Origin of the sequence: Shewanella xiamenensis (genome assembly GCF_024971755.1) — a bacterium.
Taxonomy (GTDB): Bacteria; Pseudomonadota; Gammaproteobacteria; order Enterobacterales; family Shewanellaceae; genus Shewanella; species Shewanella xiamenensis.
The window spans coordinates 3,067,104-3,092,457 of sequence record NZ_CP079718.1 but is presented as its reverse complement, the minus strand read 5'-3'; the positions used below and the strand labels follow the sequence as shown (position 1 = coordinate 3,092,457).

At 46.4% G+C, this 25,354-nt stretch carries 21 protein-coding genes, 1 tRNA gene and 1 pseudogene; 18 read left to right on the top strand and 5 right to left on the bottom strand.

What is annotated here, in order from left to right; translation table 11 throughout:
• Nucleotides 1-143: 143 nt before the first annotated feature.
• Nucleotides 144-2,801: a TonB-dependent receptor gene (locus KXJ80_RS14815; protein ID WP_218738428.1), complete on the top strand. Its 2,658-nt coding sequence runs from the start codon at nt 144-146 to the stop codon at nt 2,799-2,801.
• 74 nt (nt 2,802-2,875) lie between these two features.
• Here KXJ80_RS14815 and KXJ80_RS14810 read toward each other — a convergent pair whose 3' ends face one another.
• Nucleotides 2,876-3,235: a TraR/DksA C4-type zinc finger protein gene (locus tag KXJ80_RS14810; protein WP_037417804.1), complete on the bottom strand. Its 360-nt coding sequence runs from the start codon at nt 3,233-3,235 to the stop codon at nt 2,876-2,878.
• 141 nt (nt 3,236-3,376) lie between these two features.
• Nucleotides 3,377-4,324: a tRNA-dihydrouridine synthase gene (locus tag KXJ80_RS14805; protein WP_037425279.1), complete on the bottom strand. Its 948-nt coding sequence runs from the start codon at nt 4,322-4,324 to the stop codon at nt 3,377-3,379.
• A gap of 266 nt (nt 4,325-4,590) precedes the next feature.
• Here KXJ80_RS14805 and KXJ80_RS14800 point away from each other — a divergent pair, with 266 nt between their 5' ends.
• The 15 genes from KXJ80_RS14800 (at nt 4,591) to nadE (ending at nt 20,033) form a co-directional block, all read left to right on the top strand.
• Nucleotides 4,591-5,019: an HvfA family oxazolone/thioamide-modified RiPP metallophore gene (locus tag KXJ80_RS14800; protein ID WP_037417772.1), complete on the top strand. Its 429-nt coding sequence runs from the start codon at nt 4,591-4,593 to the stop codon at nt 5,017-5,019.
• Between the two features lie 92 nt (nt 5,020-5,111).
• Nucleotides 5,112-5,951, top strand: coding sequence for an HvfB family MNIO-type RiPP peptide maturase (locus tag KXJ80_RS14795; RefSeq protein ID WP_099458549.1), 840 nt, complete (start codon nt 5,112-5,114; stop codon nt 5,949-5,951).
• Nucleotides 5,951-6,691, top strand: coding sequence for an HvfC family RiPP maturation protein (locus KXJ80_RS14790; RefSeq protein WP_055647116.1), 741 nt, complete (start codon nt 5,951-5,953; stop codon nt 6,689-6,691). The genes KXJ80_RS14795 and KXJ80_RS14790 overlap by 1 nt, the downstream gene beginning before the upstream one ends.
• A 157-nt stretch (nt 6,692-6,848) precedes the next feature.
• The gene (locus KXJ80_RS14785; protein WP_011072094.1) at nt 6,849-6,971 is read left to right on the top strand and encodes a hypothetical protein; all 123 of its coding nucleotides are present in this window, start codon (nt 6,849-6,851) and stop codon (nt 6,969-6,971) included.
• A gap of 117 nt (nt 6,972-7,088) precedes the next feature.
• Complete coding sequence (locus KXJ80_RS14780; RefSeq protein ID WP_037417764.1) at nt 7,089-7,457, top strand: YbaN family protein; 369 nt, start codon at nt 7,089-7,091, stop codon at nt 7,455-7,457.
• A gap of 181 nt (nt 7,458-7,638) precedes the next feature.
• Entirely contained in the window at nt 7,639-8,190 is a 552-nt protein-coding gene (apt, locus tag KXJ80_RS14775) for an adenine phosphoribosyltransferase (RefSeq protein ID WP_011623016.1), read from the top strand.
• Nucleotides 8,191-8,319: 129 nt separating this feature from the next.
• Complete coding sequence (gene dnaX, locus KXJ80_RS14770) at nt 8,320-11,373, top strand: DNA polymerase III subunit gamma/tau (protein WP_259474458.1); 3,054 nt, start codon at nt 8,320-8,322, stop codon at nt 11,371-11,373.
• Between the two features lie 169 nt (nt 11,374-11,542).
• Nucleotides 11,543-11,872, top strand: coding sequence for a YbaB/EbfC family nucleoid-associated protein (locus KXJ80_RS14765; RefSeq protein WP_007648738.1), 330 nt, complete (start codon nt 11,543-11,545; stop codon nt 11,870-11,872).
• Between the two features lie 12 nt (nt 11,873-11,884).
• On the top strand, nt 11,885-12,484 hold the full coding sequence (gene recR / locus KXJ80_RS14760) for a recombination mediator RecR (RefSeq protein WP_055647120.1): 600 nt from the start codon (nt 11,885-11,887) through the stop codon (nt 12,482-12,484).
• 279 nt (nt 12,485-12,763) lie between these two features.
• The gene (gene htpG, locus KXJ80_RS14755) at nt 12,764-14,677 is read left to right on the top strand and encodes a molecular chaperone HtpG (protein ID WP_037425271.1); all 1,914 of its coding nucleotides are present in this window, start codon (nt 12,764-12,766) and stop codon (nt 14,675-14,677) included.
• Between the two features lie 117 nt (nt 14,678-14,794).
• Complete coding sequence (locus tag KXJ80_RS14750; RefSeq protein ID WP_218738430.1) at nt 14,795-15,658, top strand: co-chaperone YbbN; 864 nt, start codon at nt 14,795-14,797, stop codon at nt 15,656-15,658.
• Between the two features lie 141 nt (nt 15,659-15,799).
• On the top strand, nt 15,800-16,444 hold the full coding sequence (adk, locus tag KXJ80_RS14745) for an adenylate kinase (protein ID WP_037417813.1): 645 nt from the start codon (nt 15,800-15,802) through the stop codon (nt 16,442-16,444).
• Nucleotides 16,445-16,524: 80 nt separating this feature from the next.
• Nucleotides 16,525-17,571: a ferrochelatase gene (hemH, locus tag KXJ80_RS14740; RefSeq protein ID WP_055647122.1), complete on the top strand. Its 1,047-nt coding sequence runs from the start codon at nt 16,525-16,527 to the stop codon at nt 17,569-17,571.
• A gap of 190 nt (nt 17,572-17,761) precedes the next feature.
• On the top strand, nt 17,762-19,066 hold the full coding sequence (locus KXJ80_RS14735; RefSeq protein WP_088585710.1) for an inosine/guanosine kinase: 1,305 nt from the start codon (nt 17,762-17,764) through the stop codon (nt 19,064-19,066).
• Between the two features lie 136 nt (nt 19,067-19,202).
• Nucleotides 19,203-20,033 (top strand): NAD(+) synthase, encoded by an 831-nt coding sequence (nadE, locus tag KXJ80_RS14730; protein ID WP_037425381.1) that lies wholly within the window; start codon nt 19,203-19,205, stop codon nt 20,031-20,033.
• Between the two features lie 89 nt (nt 20,034-20,122).
• On the opposite strand, the gene KXJ80_RS14725 is transcribed toward nadE, so the two are convergent.
• A complete protein-coding gene (locus tag KXJ80_RS14725; RefSeq protein WP_218738431.1) occupies nt 20,123-20,668 on the bottom strand; it encodes a DUF6942 family protein in 546 nt (181 codons plus the stop codon).
• A gap of 172 nt (nt 20,669-20,840) precedes the next feature.
• Here KXJ80_RS14725 and KXJ80_RS14720 point away from each other — a divergent pair, with 172 nt between their 5' ends.
• Nucleotides 20,841-22,307 (top strand): alpha/beta hydrolase, encoded by a 1,467-nt coding sequence (locus tag KXJ80_RS14720; protein WP_218738432.1) that lies wholly within the window; start codon nt 20,841-20,843, stop codon nt 22,305-22,307.
• Here the strand turns inward: KXJ80_RS14720 and KXJ80_RS22435 are convergent.
• A pseudogene (locus tag KXJ80_RS22435) lies at nt 22,304-24,487 on the bottom strand (sensor domain-containing diguanylate cyclase). The gene KXJ80_RS14720 and the pseudogene KXJ80_RS22435 overlap by 4 nt on opposite strands.
• Nucleotides 24,488-24,846: 359 nt before the next feature.
• Between KXJ80_RS22435 and KXJ80_RS14700 the strand changes: the two are divergent.
• Nucleotides 24,847-24,923: transfer RNA gene (locus KXJ80_RS14700), tRNA-Pro, on the top strand.
• A gap of 160 nt (nt 24,924-25,083) precedes the next feature.
• Here the strand turns inward: KXJ80_RS14700 and KXJ80_RS14695 are convergent.
• A complete protein-coding gene (locus tag KXJ80_RS14695) occupies nt 25,084-25,263 on the bottom strand; it encodes a site-specific integrase (RefSeq protein WP_055647126.1) in 180 nt (59 codons plus the stop codon).
• Nucleotides 25,264-25,354 lie beyond the last annotated feature (91 nt).

Genomic DNA, 25,354 nt, shown 5'->3' with positions numbered 1-25,354 from the left:
TATGTATCAATTTGTTTTTTTGTTGTTATTTGTTGTTGTCGATATTTGTTTTGCTTAACAGTATTGATACGTCAAGGGAACTTGAAAATTAACTAAAATAACAACAAGACGGGTTTATTCATTTAAGCCTCAAGGAGAGATATATGCATCATCTAACGTTAGCAGCTAGAGCTGTGCGCGCTAGTCTAATCACTATGGGTTCTGCTAGTGTTTTATTATCTGGAGTAACGATTGCGGCAGAAGAAAATACCAAAGTTGAACGTATTGAAGTCACTGGATCACGTATTAAACAGGTGGATATGGAAACCGTTTCTCCTGTCACTGTGATTAATGCAGCTGATATTGCGATGACGGGCGAAAAAACCGTTGCCGATGTTTTGAATAACTCGGCAATCAATAGTTTTGGTTCATGGCGGGGCGTTTCTGGTTATGGTTCAGGCGCAAGCTCAACAAGCAGCGTTAATCTTCGCGGGCTAGGCTCGTCTGCAACCTTGGTGTTGCTCGATGGCCGCCGTATGCCTGGTACGAGCTCAAGCTCCGGCTCTGTTGCTGACACATCCTCAATTCCAATGGCGATAGTCGAGCGCATTGAAATCCTACGTGATGGCGCCTCTGCTGTTTATGGTTCAGATGCTGTTGCGGGTGTGATCAACATTATTACCAAAAAAGAATTTGATGGCTTGCAATTAGATTACAGTACAGAGCAGCCTAGTGTTGAAGGCGGTGATGCTAATCGTTTATCCATTGCAACAGGTTATAATACGGATAAAGGCAATATTACCTTAACCTATGAATATTATGATACCAAAGCCGTCATGGATCGTGATATTTGGAATATGGACGATCCGAGTTACGCAACCTACAGTGGTTTTAGTTCTGTGCCAAATGGTAAATATGGCACAGGTAATGGCAGTTGGTATAGCAATTCAGATATTTGTGATCAAACTGAAAATACCGTCGATACAACCGATGGAAATAATAAGGGCCGCTGTTTATATGATTCAGGTAGAGTGACTAAATTATTTGGTGATCAGACCCGTAATTCCTTTTTATCCAATTTTACCTATGAAATTACCGACGGTATTCAATTTCGCGGTCGTGCATCTGCCTCGTTAGCTGAAACTGAAACGCGTTACGCAGGGACACCTGTGTCAACAAATTATCCAGTAATGAGTGCTGATAATAAATTCAACCCCGTTGGGGAAGATATGACACTTTATATGCGCTCTGCCCAAATTGGCGAGCGTGATACCTTAACTGAGACCAATAATGTCGATATTCTCGGTGGTTTTATTGGTACGCTGGATTTAGGCAATGGCATTGATTGGGAATTAAATGCCCAACATTCCCGCTCAACCACGAATTCATTTAATTACAATTTAATTAATGATGAGATAGTTCAGCAAGGAATAGATTCTGAACAGTACGATATTTTTAATACCACGGGCATGAGTTATGAGCAGTGGAACCAGCAGATGACTGAGCTGTATCGTAAGGCGGCTCATACGGGCGTGTATCAAGGTAAGTTTGAAAGCACTCAAATTGATGGACTGGCTTCAACGCTGCTTGTTGATAATGGCGATGTCTCTGTTGCTATGGTCGGTGGGCTTGAATATGAAATGATTAAGTTTAAGCAGACCAGTGATCCAGAGTCTGCTTCGGGCATTATCTCAGGTGGCTCGGGTGGCGATGATGTGGATGCAACCCGTGATCGAAGTGCAGCTTATTTAGAATTCCAAGTTGGCTTACCCGCGAATGTTGAGTTATCGGCCGCCGTTCGGTACGAGCGCTATGAACAGGAAGGATCGCTCACTGGTGCCCAAGGGCAAGTAGTTAATTCATCAACCTTTGATGCCGTAGTGCCTAAATTTGGTATTAGTTGGCGCCCCGTGGATAGTTTGTTACTGCGTGCCAGTTACGGTGACTCCTTCCGAGCACCCAATATGGGTGAAATGTTCTCTTCACAATCTTTAAGTTTTGAAAAAGCCGTCGATTCGCTTTGGTGTAATGAGCCAGGTAATGTGGATGCGGTTTATTGTGCGACCAGTAATCAACACAAAACTTGGTATGGTGGTAATCCCGACCTTGAGGCTGAGGAGGGTAACTCATTGACGTTAGGTGGCGTGTGGAATGCTACTGATAATTGGAATATCGAATTATCCTACTTTTCGATTGCCTACGAGAATAAAATTGAGTCGATAAGTGTGAACGACATACTGCGTGATGAAATTAAAAATGGTTCATCACCTTATGTTCACCGTGGTTCCGATGGCAAGATTGAATATATTGAAGCGGGTGTGCGCAACTTAGCGACGGTTGAAACGTCAGGTATTGATTTTGTCACAGCTTATAACCTAGAAACGGGGATCGGTGATTTCAACTTCAGACTCGATTTAACCCATGTTTTGGATTTTAAAAAGCAAGATAATGCCGAATCAGAAATGATTGATTATGCCGGGCTTACTGATTCGCCTGATTGGCGTGGTAATTTTGCAACCAGCTGGAAATATGACGATTTTTCTGCGGCCTGGACCGTAGTGTATATTGGTCGTCAATCGGCTGATTACTACAATCAGTTAGAAGAAACCGATGTTTACGTCGATTATTCAAACTACTTTAAACACAACATCCAGTTTGCCTATAACCATGCTTACAATGGTTCAATCACGGTTGGGGTGAATAATGTGTTTGATGCCGATGCACCAAACTTTTATACCTATGCTGATTACCGTGATGTAAACGTTGGACTGTATGATGTGTTGGGCCGTACTTACTATTTGAGAATTAACCAGAAGTTTTAAGTTATCCTTCTCCCTGGATAACTCAAACCTCCGCTTGCGGAGGTTTTTTTGCTTGTGGAATATAGAGACGCTGCTTAATGACTCAGGCGCAGTTCATGACGATGCTCATGCTGGTAATGCTCAGCGCAGCAACTGCAACGTTGTTCGGTAGGATCTTGCATTAAACGTTCAGCTTCGATTTCAGTTTCGCAATCGGAACAAAGGCCATAAAGACCTAAGTCAAGTTGGCAGAATGCGGCATCGAGGCGGTTTAAACGACAAAATAGCGGGTGATCGGCAAGGTGGCTCTGTGCCAGTCGGTCGATGAGTTCCCCTAGGCTGAGGTTGGCACAATGCGTCCCAAGTATTTCAATAAACTGAGGGAGCGCGCCGATTTCCTTCCTTAGATTAGCTTCAAGCTCTGACAATTCTTGTCTGATATGGGTGGTGCTCACGTAAAATCGCCTGTTTTATCTGACTCTGGGCATTCAGTCTAATAGTTCCACTACCAACGACTATGATAAAGATCAAGTATCTGTACGATTTTTAGGGGTAACGTGGTGGTTAACATAAAAAACCACCACTTTTGTATGGGGTTACTGGCTAAGATGTTGTTGCGCTTGTTCTAGCACACGCACAATGTCTTCAGTAGTTTTATAGATCCTAAGTTCCCGAAATAGGGTATCTGCCTCGGGATATTGGCGATTGAGATAACTAAACCACTGCTTAATGCGCGCTGGATAATAATCACTCTTACGGCCACTAAGCTCCCTTTGGGTATAACTGAGCATTAATTGTAACGTGTCAGCCCAACTGTAGGGCGTAGCACCGGTTTTTATGGTGTCTGCAAGATTGGGGAGCGAGATCGCGCCGCGGCCAATCATGATACTGTCGCACCCCGTCACTTCCATACAACGTTTAGCGTCGTCACTATTCCAAATCTCACCGTTGGCAATTACCGGTATTGGCAAACGTTTGCGCACTTCAGTGATGTATTCCCAATAAGCGGGCGGTTTGTAACCATCAACCTTACTGCGGGCATGGATAGCAAGCTCAGTTGCGCCCGCTTCATAAACGGCCAGCGCATTTTCCATAAACAGGGATTTGTCTTCGTAGCCTAAACGGATCTTGGCTGTCACCGGATGCTCAGCGGGCACTGCTTGGCGCATGGCGCGCACAATATCGTGAATTGTATTAGGGTATTGCAGCAACACCGCGCCGCCATTACTGCGATTGACCATCTTGGCAGGACAGCCAAAGTTTGCATCTACGCCGTGGGAGCCAAGCTCAATTGCGCGCATGGCATTTTCGGCCATGCAATGAGGTTCTTGGCCTAAAAGCTGTACGCGGACTGGAGTGCCCGATGGCGTATAGCCACCGCTCAGTAGCTCTGGACAGAGTTTAAGAAAGACCTTTTCAGGTAAGAGTTGGTCAACGACGCGCACAAATTCGGTGACAAGCAAATCGTAAGGGTTAATCGACGACAAAATATCTCGCATTAAGTCATCAACCACGCCTTCCATCGGAGCCAAAATTACCCGCACTGCTACAAACCCATATAGAGGAACAAAGGGCGTGCATTCTATCCTATTGGCTTGCTGTTACAAAGTGCGCAGAGAGGCTTGGCAAAAATGACAACTATTTATGGCTATTTAATTGGCTAAATTCAGCTTCCTATCAGCATATTTTGATAATTTCTGTGATTTGGTGATATTTTTTGAAATGAAACTAAAGCGGTGCAGGTCTTTTGCAGTAAGCCAACGATAACCCCATTGTTGGTCACCATTAATCAATAAAAGGAAGCAAGAATATGAAATCAGTTAAGCAAACCGCGGTTGCAGTGGCATTAGGTACAGTGGTGGTTGGTTCAGCGTTTACTGTTAACGCGCAAACAAATTTATTTGGTTTTGAAACCATGGAATCAGGATATCAACTCGTTGGTTCTGAAGGTAAGTGTGGTGAGGGTAAATGCGGTGCAGATATGAAAAAAGCGGCTGCAGAAAAAGCTAAAGAAGGTAAATGCGGTGAAGCAAAATGTGGCGCAGATATGAAAAAAGCGGCGGCAGACAAAGCTCACGAAGGTAAGTGTGGTGAAGCAAAATGTGGCGCTGATATGAAAAAAGCAGCAGACAAAGCTCATGAAGGCAAATGTGGTGAAGGCAAATGCGGTGCTGATATGAAGAAAGCCGCTGAAAAAGTTGACGCTAAAACTGAAGCCGTAAAAAAGGAAGTCAAATAAGTTCAGTTGTACTTAGTGAGGTACTGCCCTAGCACATGGCCAGCCTATGCTGGCCTTTGTTTAGCAGCATCCAAATTAAAGGGGTTAAAGCAATGCAAGATCGTGGATTAGTTGGATTAGGGTTACGGCGTGAAATGCTCAGTGAGTTTTGCCAATCGCTGCCGAGTGCTATCGATTTTTTAGAGGTTGCCCCTGAAAACTGGATGACGCTAGGTGGAAAATACGGTAAACAATTTAGACAATTAACTGAACAACATACCTTTTTTTGCCATGGTCTGTCGCTCTCAATCGGTAGCCCTGAGCCGTTGGATCTTGAGTTTGTTCGCCGTATCAAAGCTTTTATGGACTTACATCAAATTGATGTCTATTCAGAGCATTTGAGTTACTGCTCAGGAGCTGGCCATTTATACGATCTGATGCCTATTCCTTTTACTGAGGCCGCCGTTAAGCATGTCGCTCGGCGAGTTAAGCAAGTTGAAGATATTTTAGAACGACCGCTTATTTTGGAAAATGTCTCCTTTTATGCGGCGCCCAGTGCGCAGATGACTGAGCTGGCGTTTTTGACGGCAGTGCTAGAAGAAGCCGACTGCAAACTCCTGTTAGATGTGAATAATATTTATGTTAACTCGATAAATCATCAATATGATGCGGCGGCATTTTTAAATGCGATGCCAACTGAGCGGATTGCCTACTTGCATATCGCAGGACATTTTAAAGAATCAGAAGAATTATTGATTGATACCCATGGCAGCGATATCAACGCCCCTGTATGGGCGCTCCTAGATAGTTGCTACGCCATGCATGGCGTATTACCCACCTTGCTCGAGCGTGACTTTAATCTGCCGGCAACAGCGCATTTATTGGATGAAATTAATCAAATTCATACTTACCAAGCTCAGGCCAAAAAAAATCTAGCGAAGAGGATTGCCTAATGGATTTTAAGCAAGTACAGCAATCCTTTATCGATTATATTCGTGATCCTAACAATTCCGTGCCGATCGGTGTACCCATTGAGCGGATGCAGGTTTACCGAGAGCTATTTTTTAATAACGTGATGGGTTTTGTCTCTAATGCTTTCCCCGTACTCAAAAGCTTATACACTGATGCGCAGTGGCAAACCTTAGTGCAGGCTTTTTTTAGTCGACATGATTGTAAATCACCGATTTTTATCGATATTGCTGGGGAGTTTTTACAGTTCCTGCAGTTTCAATATTCTCCAATAGACATTGATCCGCCCTTTATGTTGGAACTTGCGCACTATGAATGGCTTGAACTAAGAGTGGCAACTGCGCAGCAAGATAGCCGCCAAGTCCTGATTGGTAAAGAGGGAATTACGCATCAAAATCTATGTTTAGCCGCAACGGCAACCGTGGCGCAATACCAGTATCCTGTGCAGCAAATACGGCAAGATTATCGCCCAGAAGATCCTCTGCCGCAGCCAGTGTTTTTTTGCCTGTATCAGGATGAGGCAGGTGAGGTAGGCTTTTTGCAATTAACACCTTTAAGCGCACAAGTACTGGGTTATTTAGCCGAAAAGGGGCAGAGCACCTTTGATGAAATGATTCAATGGTTGGTGTCGACTTATCCGCAAATGCTAACAGAGACCTTAACTCAAGGTTGTTTACAGTTACTCGAGCAACTAACCGCTAAAGGTATCGTACGCGGAACATAGAAAGACATGGTGCTTAAGTACGCAAAATAATTGCAATAACCATACAGAAAAAGGGTTTTTGTTGGTGTGGCAAACCGCTACAATGACGCCCGTTTTGTGATCTTAATCACTGTATGATTCCCGCGCACTTATCTACGCACACATTTGAGGAGCTGTAATGAGCAGTCAGCCATTTAAAGACCCATTTAACGTTATGTATTTTATTGGTTTTATTTTAGTCTTACTGTTGCCGACACTACCAGCAAGCCTGACTTGGTTAAAGCAATTAGGCTTAATTTAAGCAGGTTTTAATCTCAAATTGAGTATACTACTGGCCACTCTGAGAGTGGCTTTTGTTTTTGAGGTTCGAGGCATTTACACACTATGATTATTTACAAACTATGATTATTTACACGCTATGATATTGAAACGCGGTTTGTTTTTATTGATAGGCTGCCTTGCGCTGGGCCTTGGACTGCTAGGTATTATCGTGCCACTGTTACCGACGGTGCCGTTTATTTTACTCGCCGCTTTTTGCTTCGCCCGTTCAAGCACTCGCTTACATCAGTGGTTAATGACACACCCTTGGTTTGCCGATGCGCTCACCCAGTGGCAAGAGCACCGAGCCATGCGCCCAGGCCTTAAACGCAGGGCTATGCTACTCTCTGGCCTCAGTTTTAGTGTCAGTATTCTTGTTGTGCCAATCGTATGGGTAAAATTGTTGCTGTTAACCATGGCAATCGGGCTTCTCTGGTATCTGAAAACGATTCCTGAAATCGAATCCTAAGCACATTTGATCTAAGGCACAAATTGGTAACCAATTCGTCACTTGAATACGCTGCTTATTGCAACTCAAACCAAAGCGGCATAAGCTTTGTGCGAATTATTAAAGCTCGTCCACACTCGCTGTGGACGTTTTGTTTTTACCGCCAGCAGTTACGCGTGGCGAAACGATTAAGTTAAATTAAATGGCTATGAATACAGAAACCTTATCCTTGATAAAGCAAAGCATTAAAACGATTCCTAATTATCCTAAGGAAGGGATTCTATTTCGCGATGTGACCAGTCTGCTGGAAAATGCCGCGGCCTATAAAGCGACTATCGATTTATTAGTTGAGCAATATCGCAATAAAGGCTTTACCAAGATTGTGGGCACTGAAGCCCGTGGTTTCTTATTTGGTGCGCCTTTAGCACTGGAATTAGGCATTGGTTTTGTGCCTGTTCGTAAGCCTGGTAAGTTGCCACGCGCGACCATTAGCCAAAGCTATGAGCTGGAATATGGCCACGATAGCCTTGAAATCCATACCGATGCGATTACCGCGAATGACAAAGTATTAGTGGTTGACGATTTGCTGGCCACTGGCGGCACTATCGAAGCCACAGTCAAACTTATCCGCCAACTGGGCGGTGAAGTGCAAGATGCGGCTTTTGTGATTTCATTACCCGATCTCGGTGGCGAAGCCCGCTTAACGGCCTTAGGTCTTGAGTTGGTTAAACTTTGTGAGTTTGAAGGCGAATAATTCTTCAGCCAAAGGCGCCTAGGGATAGTTTAATGGCATGTCGTTAATTGACATGTTATCTTGCAACTATCTCGGGGCGCGATCCCCTTTTTTGTACCAACATTCTTGTCATGCACATTGGGGAGTTCCATGTCATATCAGGTGTTAGCCAGAAAATGGCGCCCTGCCACATTCGAACAGATGGTCGGCCAAAGCCACGTGTTGCACGCGCTCACGAATGCGTTAACGCAACAACGTTTACACCATGCTTATCTTTTTACGGGTACTCGCGGTGTGGGCAAGACCAGTTTGGCGCGCCTCTTCGCTAAAGGCCTCAACTGTGAAAAGGGCGTAACGGCTTCCCCCTGTGGTGTGTGTGGCAGCTGTGTCGAAATTGCCCAAGGCCGCTTTGTTGACTTGATCGAAGTCGATGCCGCCTCGCGCACTAAGGTCGATGACACCCGTGAACTCTTAGATAATGTGCAATATCGTCCGACCCGTGGCCGTTTTAAGGTCTACCTGATTGACGAAGTACACATGCTCTCCCGCAGCAGTTTTAATGCACTGCTAAAAACCCTCGAAGAACCGCCAGAGCATGTGAAATTTTTGCTGGCGACGACCGATCCGCAAAAGCTGCCGGTGACTGTGTTATCCCGCTGTCTGCAATTTAATTTAAAGAGCTTAACCCAGCAGGAAATTGGCACTCAGCTACAGCATATTTTAACCCAAGAGCAATTACCCTTTGAGCACGAAGCCTTAACTCTGCTCGCCAAAGCGGCCAATGGCAGTATGCGCGATGCCTTAAGTTTGACCGATCAAGCTATTGCCTTCGGTGGTGGCACAGTAATGCTCAATCAAGTGCAATCTATGCTGGGTAGCATCGATGAGCAGCATGTGCTGCGCTTACTCAAAGCCTTAACCGATGCCGATATTGGCGTTTTGATGCAAAGCTGCGCACAGGTGCTCGCCTATGGCGCGGACGCCCAAGAAGTGCTGCGCAGTTTACTGGAATTATTGCATCAAATTACCCTGACGCAATTTGCTCCTGCCGCGGCGCAGCAATCCCTTTACAGCGCGCAAATTCAAGCCTTTGCCGAGCAGTTAGCGCCGGAACAAGTGCAGTTGTATTACCAGATTTTACTGACTGGTCGTAAAGACTTACCCCATGCGCCGGATCCTAAATCGGGCCTCGAAATGGCGCTGCTGCGAGCGGTGGCATTTGTTCCCGAAAAGCCAGTAAAACGTTGGCAAGTCGAAGACCCAGCTAAGGTAAGTTTGCCTTCTCAGCAGCCAATGTCTGCGACGCCCACATCAAATATGCCCGTGGTAGAACAGACAGTTAATCAGGTCGTGGCTGAAAAAAAAACTTCGCTAACTTCCGCCGTTGATTCCCTAGCTTTGTCACAAGTTGCAGCAACGTCTGCGCTTGCTACGGCTTCACTCGTCGAAGCATCGCAACAAGCTTTATCCGATGAGGATGCGGTTGATGAAGCGTTAGCACTCAATGCCGCATTGATTGCCGAGCAGCAAGTGATTTTAAGTCAAGCCCAAAGTCAGGGCTTTGGCGCAAATGTGGATGTTGTATCGAATACTGAGACAGAAGTAAGTGCTGTTTCTATGCCTGCATCAAATACTGATGCTGAACATCATCAAGCCGTGGTTGTTGATACCGCTAGTGTTAACCTTAAGCCTTACGCCAACCAGTTAACAGAACCTACAGTGGCATTATCTAATGAAAATGATGTCGAGGAAGAGACTCAAACGAGTGTTAACGAAAGTGTAGATAAGTTAACGCCTGATGCTTATTCAGCTGAGTCTTACGGGCAATACGATTATGCCGCCGCGCCGCTGGATGCATATCAAGATGATTATGCGCAATTTATATCTGAGGAGCAGGGCGCATTCTCTGATATAGAAGATAATTCGTTTAATCGCGACAGTGCTCAGTCTATTGATCATAGCCATGTTATGCATGAGTCTGCTGTTCATGGACATGCCGCTCAACCGTCTGTGACACCAACGCAAAAGTCGCAGTCTTTTGCCGAAAGCTCTGCTTCAACAAGCCCTCTGGCTTCAACAACTCCTCCGGCTTCAACTACAGTGTCTCTCGATGATGACGATATTTTATCGGCGGTATTAGCGGCGCGCGACTCCTTACTATCCGATCTCGATGCGCTCAGCACCAAGGATGGTGATGGAAAAAAGTCGGCAGCGGAAGTTAAGCTTAAAACCCCGAGTCAGAATGGCCATACTGCGCCAGTCTCTCACGCGCCAACACATAAAACGCCTTCAGTTGATGCATCTATCGAGCGGCAAGTTGTCAGTAACGAGTCCGATAACGACTTTGAGCTGCCCTTTGACGACGATTTCGAGGCCGAGATCCATCTTGAGTCACTATCCAATGTCACGCCGACTCCGCAGTTTGAGCCAAACGATCGCCCGCCATGGGAAGAGGCGCCTGTCGTGGCAATAGATGAGGCAAGCCCATTGGCTGCTAGCTCACACCTACAAAGTGGTGTGAGCGCGCCGCAAAAATCAGTTGGTGCGGCAGTATCTGGGCATGCTTCGGCTCAAACCTCGACAATCGATACCGAAGTGGAAGAGATTAAGACTGATCTGCAACGCACTGAAGCAAATACCGTGCTGCAACCGTCTCAGACACAGGAATTATCACAGACGCAGCAACGGACCCAACAGTCACCGCCAAGCGAGACGGTTTCATCGGCGTCATTCACCGCATTAGCGCAGGCACAATCGATTACCGGTCATCCGCTCGATTTGCATTGGTATAAGCTCATGGCGAGCCTCGATATTGGCGGCCGTGTGCGTCAGTTAGCGGTCAATTCGATTTGTCAGGTGCAGGCTAACCCCTTGCCGTTGCTGCTAAAACCCGACCAGAAACACTTGGCGGCGCAGGTGGCCATTGAGCAGCTCGAACAAGCCTTAACCGCAGCCCTTGGGAACCCAAGGCAGGTTGAGGTGGTCATAGGAACCGATCCTACACGGGAGACGCCCTTAGAGATGCGCAAACGTTTTCACCAAGAGTTACTGCAACAGGCGCAGCAGTCGTTAATAATGGATGACAATGTGCAATGGCTGATTAACCGCTTTGGGGCTGAGCTTGAGAAGGATAGCTTGCTCTATCCGCCTGAACTGTTAAATCAGCGCAGCGGGCTTATTCCTGCGTTACCTGAGCCCGAGTAATATTTCCTCTATGTATATGCTGCGTGGAATGGCAGAGTTTGTTAAAAACGCGCTATCAAGATCATAAGTTTATCGATGGGATCGCGGCATTGATTGCCAATCCCATTTATTTCAGTAAGATTAGCCAGCTTAAAAGCTTGCGACTAACCCTAATAGAAGAGAAATGACTATGTTTGGAAAAGGCGGTATGGGCAATCTGATGAAACAAGCCCAGATGATGCAAGAAAAAATGGCAAAAATGCAGGAAGAAATTGCCCGCATGGAAATGGTCGGTGAGTCAGGTGCAGGTCTAGTTAAAGTGACCATGACAGGCGCTCACACAGTGCGTAAAGTCGAAATCGACCCAAGCTTGATGGAAGACGACAAAGAAATGCTGGAAGATTTGATCGCGGCAGCCTGTAACGATGCTGCACGTCGCATCGAAGAGAATCAAAAAGCTAAAATGGCCGAAGTGACTGGCGGTATGCAATTACCACCAGGCATGAAAATGCCATTTTAATTGAGATAGACAATGAAATTTAGTCCACTGCTAGACGAGTTAATTCAGTCCCTACGTTGTTTACCAGGGGTTGGGCCTAAATCGGCGCAACGTATGGCGTTTCAATTACTTGAGCGAGACAGAAAAGCGGGGCTTAAATTAGCCTCTGCCCTGTCGAGTGCCATGAGTGATATCGGTCATTGTCAGTCTTGCCGAACCTACACTGAAGAAACGTTATGTCCGATTTGTGCTAGTCATAAGCGCGGCTCGTCTTCGACAATTTGTGTGGTCGAAACGCCAGCCGATGTGTTAGCCATTGAAGCAGGTGGACATTTTACGGGTCGCTATTTTGTTTTGCTGGGCCATTTATCCCCCCTCGATGGCGTGGGGCCTGAAGAGTTAGGCTTGGCGCTATTAGAGCGTCACTTAGCCTCTGGCGATGTTGCTGAGCTGATTTTAGCGACCAATCCTACGGTTGAAGGTGAGGCCACAGCCCACTTTATCGCCGATATGGCAAGGCGCCACAAGGTGCTGATCAGCCGCATCGCCCATGGCGTGCCTGTGGGTGGCGAACTGGAATATGTCGACAGCACCACCTTAGCGCTGTCCTTCAATGGGCGTATCCCGCTGTAGCCTGTGATGGCCTAAAGAATAAACCCGCTGGCTCTGTGCTCGCGGGTTTTTATTTTATGGCTGTATTTGTTTAGCGAACATGCCCTAGCGTGCGCAGGTCTAACATTCCTTTCTTAATTCTGACATAGGGATAGCGTAATTTCGGTTTGATACTGCCTTATTTTTCGCCATTTGATCTGTGATTTTATCTCCCCCCTTGAAAAGTGGATTTGCAGCCCCATTTTATAAAGCACTGAGCGTTTGCTTTAACCAAATTGCGTAACAAATAAGGAAAATTTCATGTCACAACAAGAAACTCATGGTTTTCAAACTGAAGTCAAACAGCTGTTGCATTTGATGATCCATTCTTTGTATTCAAACAAAGAAATTTTCTTGCGTGAACTGGTCTCTAACGCTGCGGATGCGGCCGATAAGCTGCGTTACCTTGCGTTGACCAACGACGCGTTATACGAAGGTGACGGTGAGCTACGTGTGCGTATCAGCGCAGACAAAGAAAAAGGCACTGTCACCATCGAAGACAACGGCGTGGGTATGACCCGCGATGGCGTGATTGAGCATTTAGGTACGATCGCCAAATCGGGCACCGCTGAATTCTTTAAAAACCTCTCTGGTGAAGCCTCAAAGGATTCGCAGCTAATCGGTCAATTCGGTGTGGGCTTCTATTCAGCCTTTATCGTAGCGAAAAAAGTCACCGTTCGTACCCGTGCTGCGGGCCATAAGGCCGATGAAGCCGTATTGTGGGAATCGGAAGGTGAGGGTAGCTTCACCGTTGAAACCATTACCAAGGCGAGCCGTGGTACTGAAATTACCCTGCACCTGCGTGATGAAGAGAAAGAGTTTGCCGATGAGTGGCGCCTACGTTCCATCATCACTAAATACTCAGACCATATTTCAATCCCAGTAGAAATGTGGCAGGAAGGCACCCCTGAGCGCGATGGCCCAGACGGTGAAAAAATTCCTGCAACCGAAGGCTATTGGAAGGTCATGAACAAGGCGACTGCGCTGTGGATGCGTAATAAGTCTGAGATCACTGACGAAGAATACCAAGAATTTTATAAGCATATTTCTCACGACTACACAGACGCTCTGCTGTGGAGTCATAACCGCGTTGAAGGTAAACAGGAATACACTAACCTGTTGTATATCCCGTCAAAAGCGCCATGGGATCTGTGGAACCGCGACCGTAAGCATGGCCTGAAACTCTTTGTTCAGCGCGTGTTTATTATGGATGACGCTGAGCAGTTTATGCCATCTTACCTGCGCTTTGTGCAGGGTTTGATTGACTCAAACGATCTGCCGCTGAACGTGTCCCGCGAGATTTTGCAGGACAACCACATCACCAAAGCGATGCGCACCGGTATCACTAAGCGTGTGCTGGGTATGTTGGAAAAACTGGCAAAAGACGATGCGGAAAAATACCAAAAATTCTGGGCCGAATTTGGTCAAGTGTTGAAAGAAGGTCCAGCGGAAGACTTTGCAAACCGTGAGCGTATTGCAGGCTTACTGCGCTTTGCGTCTACCCATACGGGCAGCGCGGCACCAACTGTGTCACTCGATGACTACATTAGCCGCATGAAGGAAGGCCAAACCAAGATTTACTACATCGTTGCCGACAGCCACGAAGCCGCGGCCAACAGCCCACACTTAGAACTGCTGCGTAAGAAAGGCATCGAAGTGTTGCTGATGTCAGAACGTATCGACGAGTGGTTAATCAACCACTTAACTGAGTACAAAGAAAAACAATTGCACTCAGTCACCCGTGGCGAGCTGGAATTAGGTGAGCTGGAAGATGCGGCCGAGAAGGAAGCGCAGGAGAAACTCGCTGAAGAGTCTGCACCACTGATTGAACGCATTAAAGCGGCATTAGGCGCTAGCGTGGCCGATGTGAAAGTCACTTCACGCTTAACCGATACCCCAGCCTGTGTGGTCACGGGTGAAGGTGAAATGTCGACGCAAATGATCAAACTGATGCAGGCTGCCGGCCAGCCAGTGCCAGAGGTCAAGCCGACGTTTGAGATCAACCCTGCGCACCCATTAGTGTCGCGCCTTAATGATCTTCAGGATGAAGCCGCCTTTGCCGATTGGTCGAATCTGTTATTGCAACAGGCGCAATTGTCGGAGAAGGGCAGCCTAGCGGACCCATCGGCCTTTATTAAGCTGATGAACCAAATGTTATTGGCAAGCCTGAAGTAACACATTCGGGGCACTTGGGTCGAGACACAAGTGCCCCGATTCACTTTTAGGCACCAAGAGTCGCATTACCCTAGGGCATTTCCCCGTAGAGGTGCCAGTTTGGGAGGAAGGAAAACCATGGACAATATCCTCGATCTAACGAAAGACAATATTCAGCAAGTGGTTGATGCTTCAATGCAGCAACTGGTGGTGATGGTGTTTTGGGCCCAGCCACAGCCGCAGAGTGTTGCCATGGTGCAAACACTCGAGCAACTTGCCACCCAGCATGCTGGCCGTTTTGTGCTGGCGAAAGTGAACTGTGAAACTGAGCTGGAAATCGCGAACTATTTCCGCATTCAAGCACTGCCGACCACCTTAGTGCTCGATAAGGGCCAACCAATCGATGGCTTTGCGGGCATGCAGGAGGCGGCGCAGGTGAGCGCTATGCTGGAGAAACACTTGCCACCCTTATGGCAATTGCAGCTTGAGCAAGCCAAAGCCCTGTTAGCCTTAAGCCAAGTATCGGCGGAGGATTTAACCACTGCGGCCGTGTTGCTGAAAGACGCCTATAGTGCCTCAAATCATGCTGCTGAGGTGAGTTTGGTGCTCGCCGATGTGTATTTGATGCAGGGTGAACTGGCTCAAGCGCAGACTTTACTCGAACAGATTGGCCTTGCCGATCAAGACAGTTATTACCAGAGCTTAAAGGCGAAATTAACTCTTGCCTTGGATGCGGCAGACACGCCTGAAATTCGTGATTTACAGCAGAAGTTTGAGCATAATCCGCAAAATTTAGTGTTATTACTCGAACTTTGTAAAGCCTTGCATTCGGCTCACCGCGATGAAGAAGCACTTGCGCATTTATACGGTGTGTTATCTAAAGACTTGAATGCTGAAAATGGCAAAGTAAAACAAGTCTTTATGGAGATTTTAACCGCCCTTGGTCAAGGTAATAGTCTTGCTAACCAGTACCGTCGCAAGCTGTATACCTTGCTCTACTAAGGATAAAATTTGCCACAAAACTGCGATTTATTTGCGGTTTCTGAGGCTAAAGTCGAAGCTAAAAGCCTTCTCAATGGCGGTCAGATGTGCGAAGATCGCCGCCCTAAGAAGAATATCAATGCGAAAAAGAGGACTCTTGAGATGCGCATTATCCTATTGGGCGCCCCAGGTGCCGGTAAAGGTACCCAGGCCCAGTTCATTATGGAACAGTATGGTATCCCACAAATTTCTACTGGCGATATGTTACGTGCTGCTGTTAAAGCCGGTACTCCGCTGGGTTTAGAAGCGAAGAAAGTGATGGATGCAGGCCAACTGGTTTCTGATGATCTGATCATTGGACTGGTTAAAGAGCGTATCGCACAGGACGACTGTGCTAAAGGTTTCCTGTTAGACGGTTTCCCACGCACTATCCCGCAAGCGGATGCGATGGCGGCAAACGGTATCAGCATTGATCACGTGATTGAAATCGATGTGCCAGACGAAGAAATCGTTAAGCGTATGAGCGGCCGTCGCGTTCACCCAGGTTCTGGCCGTGTTTACCACGTGGTATTCAATCCACCTAAAGTGGAAGGCAAAGACGATGTGACTGGCGAAGACTTAGCGATTCGTCCAGATGACGAAGAAGCCACAGTGCGTAAGCGTTTAGGCATTTACCACGAACAAACTAAGCCATTGGTTGAATACTATGGCAAAGTGGCTGCGGCGGGTCACACTCAATACCATAAATTTGATGGTACTCAGTCGGTTGCGGCTGTGAGTGAACAGTTAGCCAGCGTGCTGAAATAAGCATCATTCACTAAATTCGAGAACAAGTTCTCATATTAAGAAAAAGCCTGCGATTGCAGGCTTTTTTTATTGGCAACTGAATGTTAGCCTGCCGAGGTATTAGGCTGATAAAAGGTAACACATTGACTTCTCCCTCTCCTGCGTTTGGCGTGTTATTGGTCAATCTCGGCACGCCCGATGAACCCACTCCCAAAGCGGTTAAGCGATTCCTCAAACAGTTTTTAAGTGATCCTCGGGTCGTCGATTTGTCCCCTTGGCTGTGGCAGCCGATTTTGCAGGGGATAATCCTTAATACCCGACCCGCCAAGGTGGCCAAATTATATCAGAGTGTGTGGACAGAGCAGGGCTCGCCGCTGATGGTGATAAGCGAGCAGCAGGCACAAAAATTAGCCACGGATCTGAGCGCGACCTTTAATCAAACCATTCCCGTTGAACTCGGCATGAGCTATGGCAATCCTTCGATTGATAGCGGCTTTGCCAAACTCAAGGCCCAAGGCGCCGAGCGTATCGTGGTACTGCCGCTGTATCCGCAATATTCCTGCTCAACTGTCGCCAGCGTGTTCGATGCGGTGGCGCAGTATTTTGCTAAAGTGCGCGATATTCCTGAGCTGCGCTTTAGCAAACAGTATTTTGACCATGAAGCCTATATCGCGGCTTTAGCGCATTCAGTGAAACGCCATTGGAAAACCCATGGGCAGGCCGACAAGTTGATTTTATCCTTCCACGGTATTCCGCTGCGGTATGCCACTGAAGGCGATCCCTATCCTGAGCAGTGTCGCACTACCGCCAAGTTACTGGCACAGGCTCTGGGATTAACCGATGGACAATGGCAGGTGTGTTTCCAATCCCGCTTCGGCAAAGAAGAGTGGTTAACCCCTTATGCTGATGAACTGCTGGCCGATTTACCCCGCCAAGGCGTGAAAAGCGTTGATATAATTTGCCCAGCCTTTGCCACCGATTGCCTCGAAACCTTAGAGGAAATTTCGATTGGTGGTAAAGAGACTTTCCTGCATGCGGGTGGTGAGGCCTATCACTTTATTCCCTGTTTAAATGATGATGAGCTCCATATCGAGCTGCTCAGGCAATTGGTACAAGAACAAGCTCAACCTTGGATACGCGCAGAGTGACGGTAAATTTCTCCCGTTGAAACCTAAACACGGCCTAGTTTCATGCTGATTTTATGGTAGAATCTGCGCCCTTTGTGGCTCGGGAGTGGATTTTTTATCTCTCTAGCCTAGACTCATTATTTTTAGGACACAATGAGCCAACGCTCGTTGTAATGCCCATTAGCATGGATGCCAGGAAAAGAGAGCCACTATGAAGTTTCCCGGTCAGCGCAAATCGAAACATTATTTTCCGGTCAAAACCCGTGACCCATTGCTTGAGCAATTAACGCAGCAACCTCAACCTTTTGCGACTTATATCAGCGGTATCGATCAAACCTTAGTGGATATCGAAGCCAAGGTAGAGGATGAGTTGCTCGGGCGTTATGGTTTACCCAAGGGTAATTCGACGCTTATCAATGATGAGCAAGCGCACGCCCTGTATACCGAGCTGAAACAAAACGGTTTGATCAGCGATGAGTTTGCGGGCGGCACTATTGGTAACACTGTGCACAATTATTCTATTTTGGCCGATGACCGCTCTGTGTTGTTTGGGGTGATGAGTCAAAATATCGAAGTCGGCAGTTACGCCTACCGTTATCTTTGCAACACCTCCTCTAAAGTAGACCTTAACTTCCTGCAACCCGTCGATGGCCCCATAGGTCGTTGTTTTACGCTGATTTCTGATTGCGGTGAGCGTACCTTCGCGATCAGTAAAGGGGCGATGGATAAGTTAACCCCAGAATACATTGATAAAGACGTAGTACAGGGCAGCTCTGCCTTGGTATTAACCGCCTATTTAATGCGTGCCAGCGGCGGCGACAGGATCACCGATGCGGCCATGTGCGCGATTGAATATGCCAAAGCAGCCGAAGTCCCTGTGGTATTGACCTTAGGCACACGCTTTTTGATTGAAGAAGATCCGGTTTGGTGGCAAAACTTTATCCAAGAGCATGTGACCATTTTGGCGATGAACGAAGATGAAGGCGAGGCGTTAACTGGATTTCGCGATCCGCTGCTTGCCAGCGAAAGAGCCCTCGAGTGGTGCGATATGGTGTTAACCACCGCTGGCCCAATCGGGCTTTATACCGCAGGTTATACCGATGATGCCGAAAAGCGCGAGACCACTCATACGCTGCTGCCAGGTGCTATCCCTGAATTTAACCGTTATGAGTTCTCACGTCCTAAGCTCAAGAGTGACTGTGAAAATCCGATTAAAGTCTATGCCCATATTTCCCCTTACATGGGTGGACCGGAGAAAATAGGCAATACCAATGGTGCGGGTGATGGCGCGTTGTCGGCGTTATTGCACGACTTGGCGGCCAATACCTTCCATAAGACCAACGTGCCAGGCTCAAGTAAGCATAAGCGTGATGGCTTATGTTATTCATCCTTCTCACAAATTTGTAAGTACGCTAACCGCGTGGCCTATGAGGTATTAGCGCAGCATAGCCCGCGTTTGTCCCGTGGGTTACCCGAGCGTGAAGACAGCTTAGAAGAATCATACTGGGAAAGATAAACCAGCATAGGTTTCAGTTAACAAGGGCAATAGCGGCAAACCGTTATTGCCCTTGTTGTTTTTAGGCGCAAATAAATGATAACGTTAGGCGGTTTACCGCTCCCAATAACAGCGAATATTTAAGGTGGAATTTTCGGTGAAAGCGCAGATCTTAAGAGAAATGAAGGTACTCAAGGCGATTGAGCCTGAGTTTGAAGTGCAGCGCCGCGTGGCGTTTATTAAAACCAAGCTCAAAGAGGCCCGCAGTAAGGCGTTGGTATTAGGGATCAGCGGTGGCGTGGATTCATCGACGGCGGGGCGTTTATGCCAGTTGGCCGTTGATAGCCTCAATAGTGAACATCCCGAGGGCGGTTATCAGTTTATTGCAGTGCGTTTACCCTATCAAATTCAAAAAGATGAGCATGAAGCTCAGCAAGCGTGCCAATTTATTCAGCCATCAAAATTAGTTACAGTAAATGTGCATCAAGGTGTTGATGGCGTGCATCAAGCCACCTTAAGTGCGTTTGTTGAGGCGGGACTGAGTATGCCGGATGAGGCGAAAGTGGATTTTGTTAAGGGCAATGTTAAAGCGCGGATGCGCATGATTGCCCAGTATGAGTTAGCGGGATTAGTCGGCGGCTTAGTGGTGGGGACTGATCATAGCGCCGAAAACATTACCGGTTTTTATACCAAATGGGGCGATGGTGCCTGCGATCTCGCGCCTTTATTTGGCCTCAATAAACGCCAAGTGCGCCAATTAGCGGCCTATCTCGGTGCTCCTGAGTCATTAGTTTATAAAGCGCCAACGGCGGATTTAGAGGACAACAAACCGCTACTCGAAGATGAAGTCGCGCTCGGGCTGACCTATGAGCAAATTGATGATTTCCTCGAAGGAAAGGTCGTTGATAAGGCTGTGGAAGAGAAGCTTATCAATATCTATAAGGCCACCCAACATAAGCGCCAGCCCATTCCAACCATCTACGACTGATTTTTATCACTAACCTTGGCATAGGCAATGCTATCTAAGTTTTCTTTTAAAGCACTCGGCTTATCTGGGTGCTTTTTTATGAAATTTTATCAAGCAGATACGTTTCGTAGATGCGAGCGTGTAAGTGCAATCAGGGCATTAGAGTATTGGCGGTAATCTAAGTAGGGCGAGAGTAGCACTGATATCGAGTGTGAAGATTGAGTCTGCATTATTGTCGTGATGTCTTGCAGTTTACCTTGGGAGGCTTGCATCAATTGCAGCACTGTTTGTTGGTCGGCTGTTTGCTTATTGGCGCTTTGCTGAGGGCCTGTGGCGATGTTGCTATTGGCTGCAATCCCTAATGCCGTAGCCGCGGTTTGCCCACAGACAATATGAATATTGGCATATGGTGAGAGGACTCTAGCGCCTATCAGCAACATTTGCTCCGTCAGCAATAAGTTGTCGCGATAATTGCGCCAATCTTCACTGGGGGCGCAAATTTTGGCCATAATGGTGAAGATCTTACGCCAGTGGTTACCGTTTAAGGCGATGAGTTCTGCTATCGCGTTATCCTGCCCCCAATGCCAATATTCAGACATGAGTGGGGGATTCGGGAGATAAAACGCATAGGACGCTGTGGCTGGACCAATATGCATAATAAGTAAAATTTGCGAATATCGAATAAAAGTAGAGCGGATATTAACCTAAGTAGGGTAAACCGCCGAAACTAAAATGCCATCAAAACAAATCTTAAATATGAATATTGAGGTTTATTTTTATCTAACCGTATAATCTGCATGCGTATTTTATCGGAACCATGGGGCAGCAATGAAAGCCATTATCATAGGCTCAACTAAACATTTATTTTTCGCTGCCTTTTATGGCTGTTTAGGGATTGCTGTTGCCTTATTAGTGACTGGAATCTATTTTCTCAATGCTAAACCCGATCTGTCCCTCTGGCACACGACTGAGTTAAAACACGAATTCCACTACAACACTAAACTTGATAACTTTCGTGATTACATTGCCTTAGAAGATAAGCTCTTTGCCGAGGTTGATAACAAAGTACTCAAAAAAGTATCGGCGGCAGATGCATCGCCCGTCAATCGTTATGTTAAAAACAGCCTTGCCGATCCCGCGAGATGGCCACAAAACTGGAATCGCAGTTTTGAATGGCCTAAAGCCAATGCGCCTTTTGGCGTATTGTTGCTCCATGGTATGTCAGATTCACCCTATGCCATGTCTAATGTGGCAGCACATTTTAAAGGCAAAGCCCATGTACTTGGATTAAGACTCCCAGGCCATGGCACCATTCCTAGTGGTTTGACGAGCCTGTACTGGCAAGACTTAGCCGCCGCAGTGAATTTGGCAACGGCGCACATGAAACAAGAGCTTAAAGGTAAGCCGTTATTCGTTATTGGCTTTTCAACGGGCGCCGCAGTGGCACTTAACCATGAACTTGAACTGATTAATCAAGATAAAGCGCCCGATTATGCAGGGATGATTTTTATGTCGCCAGCTATTGGGCTTGCTCCAATTGCGGCCGCGGCTCGCTGGCAAAGTTGGATAGGTCGCCTGCTCGACTTAGATAAGTTGCAATGGAATAGTATTCAGATGGAATACGATCCCTTCAAGTACATGTCTTTTGCCGTCAATGCCGGGGATGTCGTCTACCAATTGGCGTTACGTAACCAGAGTTTGTTAAGCGGATTAACGCCTTTGCAGCGTGAACAAATCCCATCGATTTTAAGCTTTCAATCTGTTGCCGATGCAACGGTATCTAGCGCAGCTGTTGTGAGTTTGTTGTATCAAACGCTACCGCAAAAGGGCCATGAATTAGTGCTATTTGATATGAATCGTACCGTTATCAACAGTAAGTTAATGACTAATGATCCACTACCCGCCTTGTTACCAACAGCTTCTGACAACATTCATTACCGTGGCACGCTGATTGAAAATATCAATAGCGAAACGACTCAGGTTCAAGCTCGGGAATTTGGATTGAGGCCACAGGATGAGTCGTTATCTCAGATTAAACACCTTCCGCTTTATTGGCCGGCGGGCGTGTATTCACTCTCCCATGTTGCGTTACCATTTGCTGAAAATGATGGCCTATATGGCATGTCAAGCAATGAGAAGCTAACCCGCATACAAATAGGCGCAGCCGCTTCCCGTGGTGAGCGAGGCGTTTATAGTGTGCCTGCTTCAGAAATGTTACGTCAAAAATGGAACCCCTTTTTCCCCTATATGATGGAGCGAATTGAACAATATCGAAGTGCACATATGCATAATTAGGATGTGATTAGGGTACAAACGACGCAATTGCGCCCTTGTTCCTTGGCCTTATACAGGTTCTCATCAGCCTCTTTTAACCAGTCATCCAGTTTTGCACTATAGGCGGCATCAGCAATGATGGCGCCAATGCTAACGGTCACACTAAACGTGACTTGATCTGTTGGGTTGGTGATGACCACGCTGGAAAGTTTCTCTTTGAAAGCATTAAGGTGTTGCTCGACTTTTGAGGCATTACACATTGGTAATACAAATGCAAATTCTTCGCCACCATAACGGCAAAGCAAATCGACATCTCGCTTGAAGTGATTTGATAAAACCTCTGCCATGACACGTAAGCATTCGTCACCCGCGAGATGACCGTAGGTATCGTTCACTTTTTTAAAGAAATCGAGATCGAGTAACACTACCGCAATCGTATCCCTGCTACGTTCAGACAGATGCTGAATATGCAGGAACTGTTTTTCAGCATAACGACGGTTGTATAAGTTAGTGAGCGGATCCCGCTCCGCCATATCTTTTAATTTGCGGTTGGCGATTTCTAAAGCCATGGTGCGTTGTTTTACTTTATCTTCTAACTCGAGTTGATTGTTGAGTAGTGCTTGTTGTTTTGCTTCTAAGCTCTCGTACAGGCTATAGATTTCTTGAGGCGTACTGTTGTCTAGCAGTCCATGCTCAAACTTCTCCTCATTAAAACTGCCATCTTTTGTTTGACTAAAATGCTGAGCCAGCAAGGCGAGGGGCGTAGTGGTTAAACGACTAATTACCTTAGCAATTATCATGGCTGCGACCATGCTGATTAACAGTAGCCCTACCGTATTGAAATATTGTTTTTGCGCTAAGGTTAGAAGGGGGATAAAGGGCTCCAGAACATATAAATGCCAACCATTATTCAGTTGATGGTGAGCATAAATATATTCAGGGGTATCCGCTTCCTCATGCTGATTAATATCCATCAGCTTTAATCGAGTACGGTATTCTGTGCTGCCCGTCTTGAAGTTAAAAGGAGTTAAAAGGAGTTAAAGGGGTAAGCCTAAGTCTTTCGGAGGAATAAACGATGTTCTTTTTCTCATCCAATAAAATGATGGACTGTGTCTCATGATGTTGATTTTGGTTATCAATACTAGAGAAATAACTTAAGTCTAGATTACCTTGCACAATGCCGATGGCAGTATTTGAATCTTCTTTAAAAATAGGGGTACTGATGGCAATGACAATTTCTTCATCTGGCCCTCTAGCAACAAATACGGGGGACACAAATGTGTTGTGGTAGGTTAAAGCTTGGATAAAGAAGTCCCTATCTTGCACATTAATCTTTTGTGCTATTTTTTTAGTTTATCGAGTGGACTCCCTGCGACGATTTCCCCATGTGTATTGACAATAAACATAGCGGTAAAGCTGTGCTTAAGACTTTGCACACTCTCGAGGATAAGCTGCCATTGGTCAAATGGAGCTCCTGATATACTAAGAAATTTACCGATACTGGCAACGGTACTGGTGTTGGAACTGAGATAGGTTTCGGTGGCGTGACCGAGGAATATGCCAGTGTCATTCAGATTTTTATTAATTAAATCCTGCTGTTTATCCATAAAATACTGGTTAAACATTAAGGATGAGGTCAATAAAGTAATCGTGGTGATTAAAATAAATAGATAGCTGAGCTGAGCACTAAAGGTTCGGCGAGTGTGATTGACGATCTTATCTTTTAAATGCCAGAAGCTAGGGAGCGCCACAACGCAAAGTTCCCCAATAGTCGCGTATAAAATGCCATTAACTGCTTGTTTTACCGTAGTAAAAGGGATGTGATAAGTTGGCAGGCCCGTGATTAACCATAAGTACAAGCTTATTAATGGTACGCCCACTAACAACCAGTAGCCAATACTGGCATACAGAATGGGTACATCTTTGCGCCGCGCAAACCCCAGCCACAACGCCTCAAGCAAAAAGACGACATACACATGGGAACTGGACCAAGCCAACATCAAGCCTGTAGCTGTAAATAATGCAGTATAAAGGGCATACCAAGGCCCAAGCAGGATGGCCACTATCACTACTGCCGCATTACCTAAAATCAGCTGTACGTTAGCAAATAGTGGGATAGGAAAAATATTGATCACAAGACCGAGTAGGCCGAGTAGGGTGGCTAACTTTAAATGGCTGGCATTAAAGGATGGTAAAAGCAATGATAAGTCCCTTTCATGTAAATTATGCTTAAAAAGCAACCTGCTATCTCTGGATAGCTGATGGCATTTAGTTTAGCAGATCCGTCATTATTTGATATTTACAGAGCCATTTAAGTGTTAGTTTAAATCTCCGTCTGCGCGTTGCGAGTGCTTTAACGGGCAAAGCGCCCCACTGCATTGCAAAATTTCACCATTCAGGCCAGAAACTAAGCAGTTGATCAAACAGACTTCACTAAGCACTTGCGTTGATTGAAACCAATTGCTAAAGTCTGCGTCACTTAAGGTGAACCCCACTCGATAGCATCTTAAGTAATAAGTACTTAAGCTGACGTCATACAGTTTTATTAAGTACAATATTTCGGTATGTAGCGCAGCCCGGTAGCGCACTGTCATGGGGTGTCAGGGGTCGGAGGTTCGAATCCTCTCATACCGACCAAATTCATAAACAAAAAAGCCTGCAATCTTAATCAGTTGCGGGATTTTTTGTGTCTGGAGTTCGGTATTTTACTGCTTAGAGGTGGTGAAACAGTGGTGAAATGGGGGTGAAACGGATTTCAAAATAACAGTGGCCAAGTATACTGATTGCCTTAGTTTTATTAATGGCTAAATTTAATCTCAGCGTGTGGAACTTCGGTCCATTGCAGGTGATCCCGCACATAGATTTTGGTGGACTTGGCATCGGTGTGAGCCATCCGACCTTGAGGGTCAACACCCATATCAGAAAACAGTCTGGCAGATAGCGCGCGGATCTCGTGGAAGGTTGGGCGCTGGCTCATTTCTAAATGGTCACACAGACCTAACTCATCCCTTAATGCCGAAAAGGCTCTGCTAAGGTAATTAGGATCAAGCTGATGTCCCGTCCTAAGA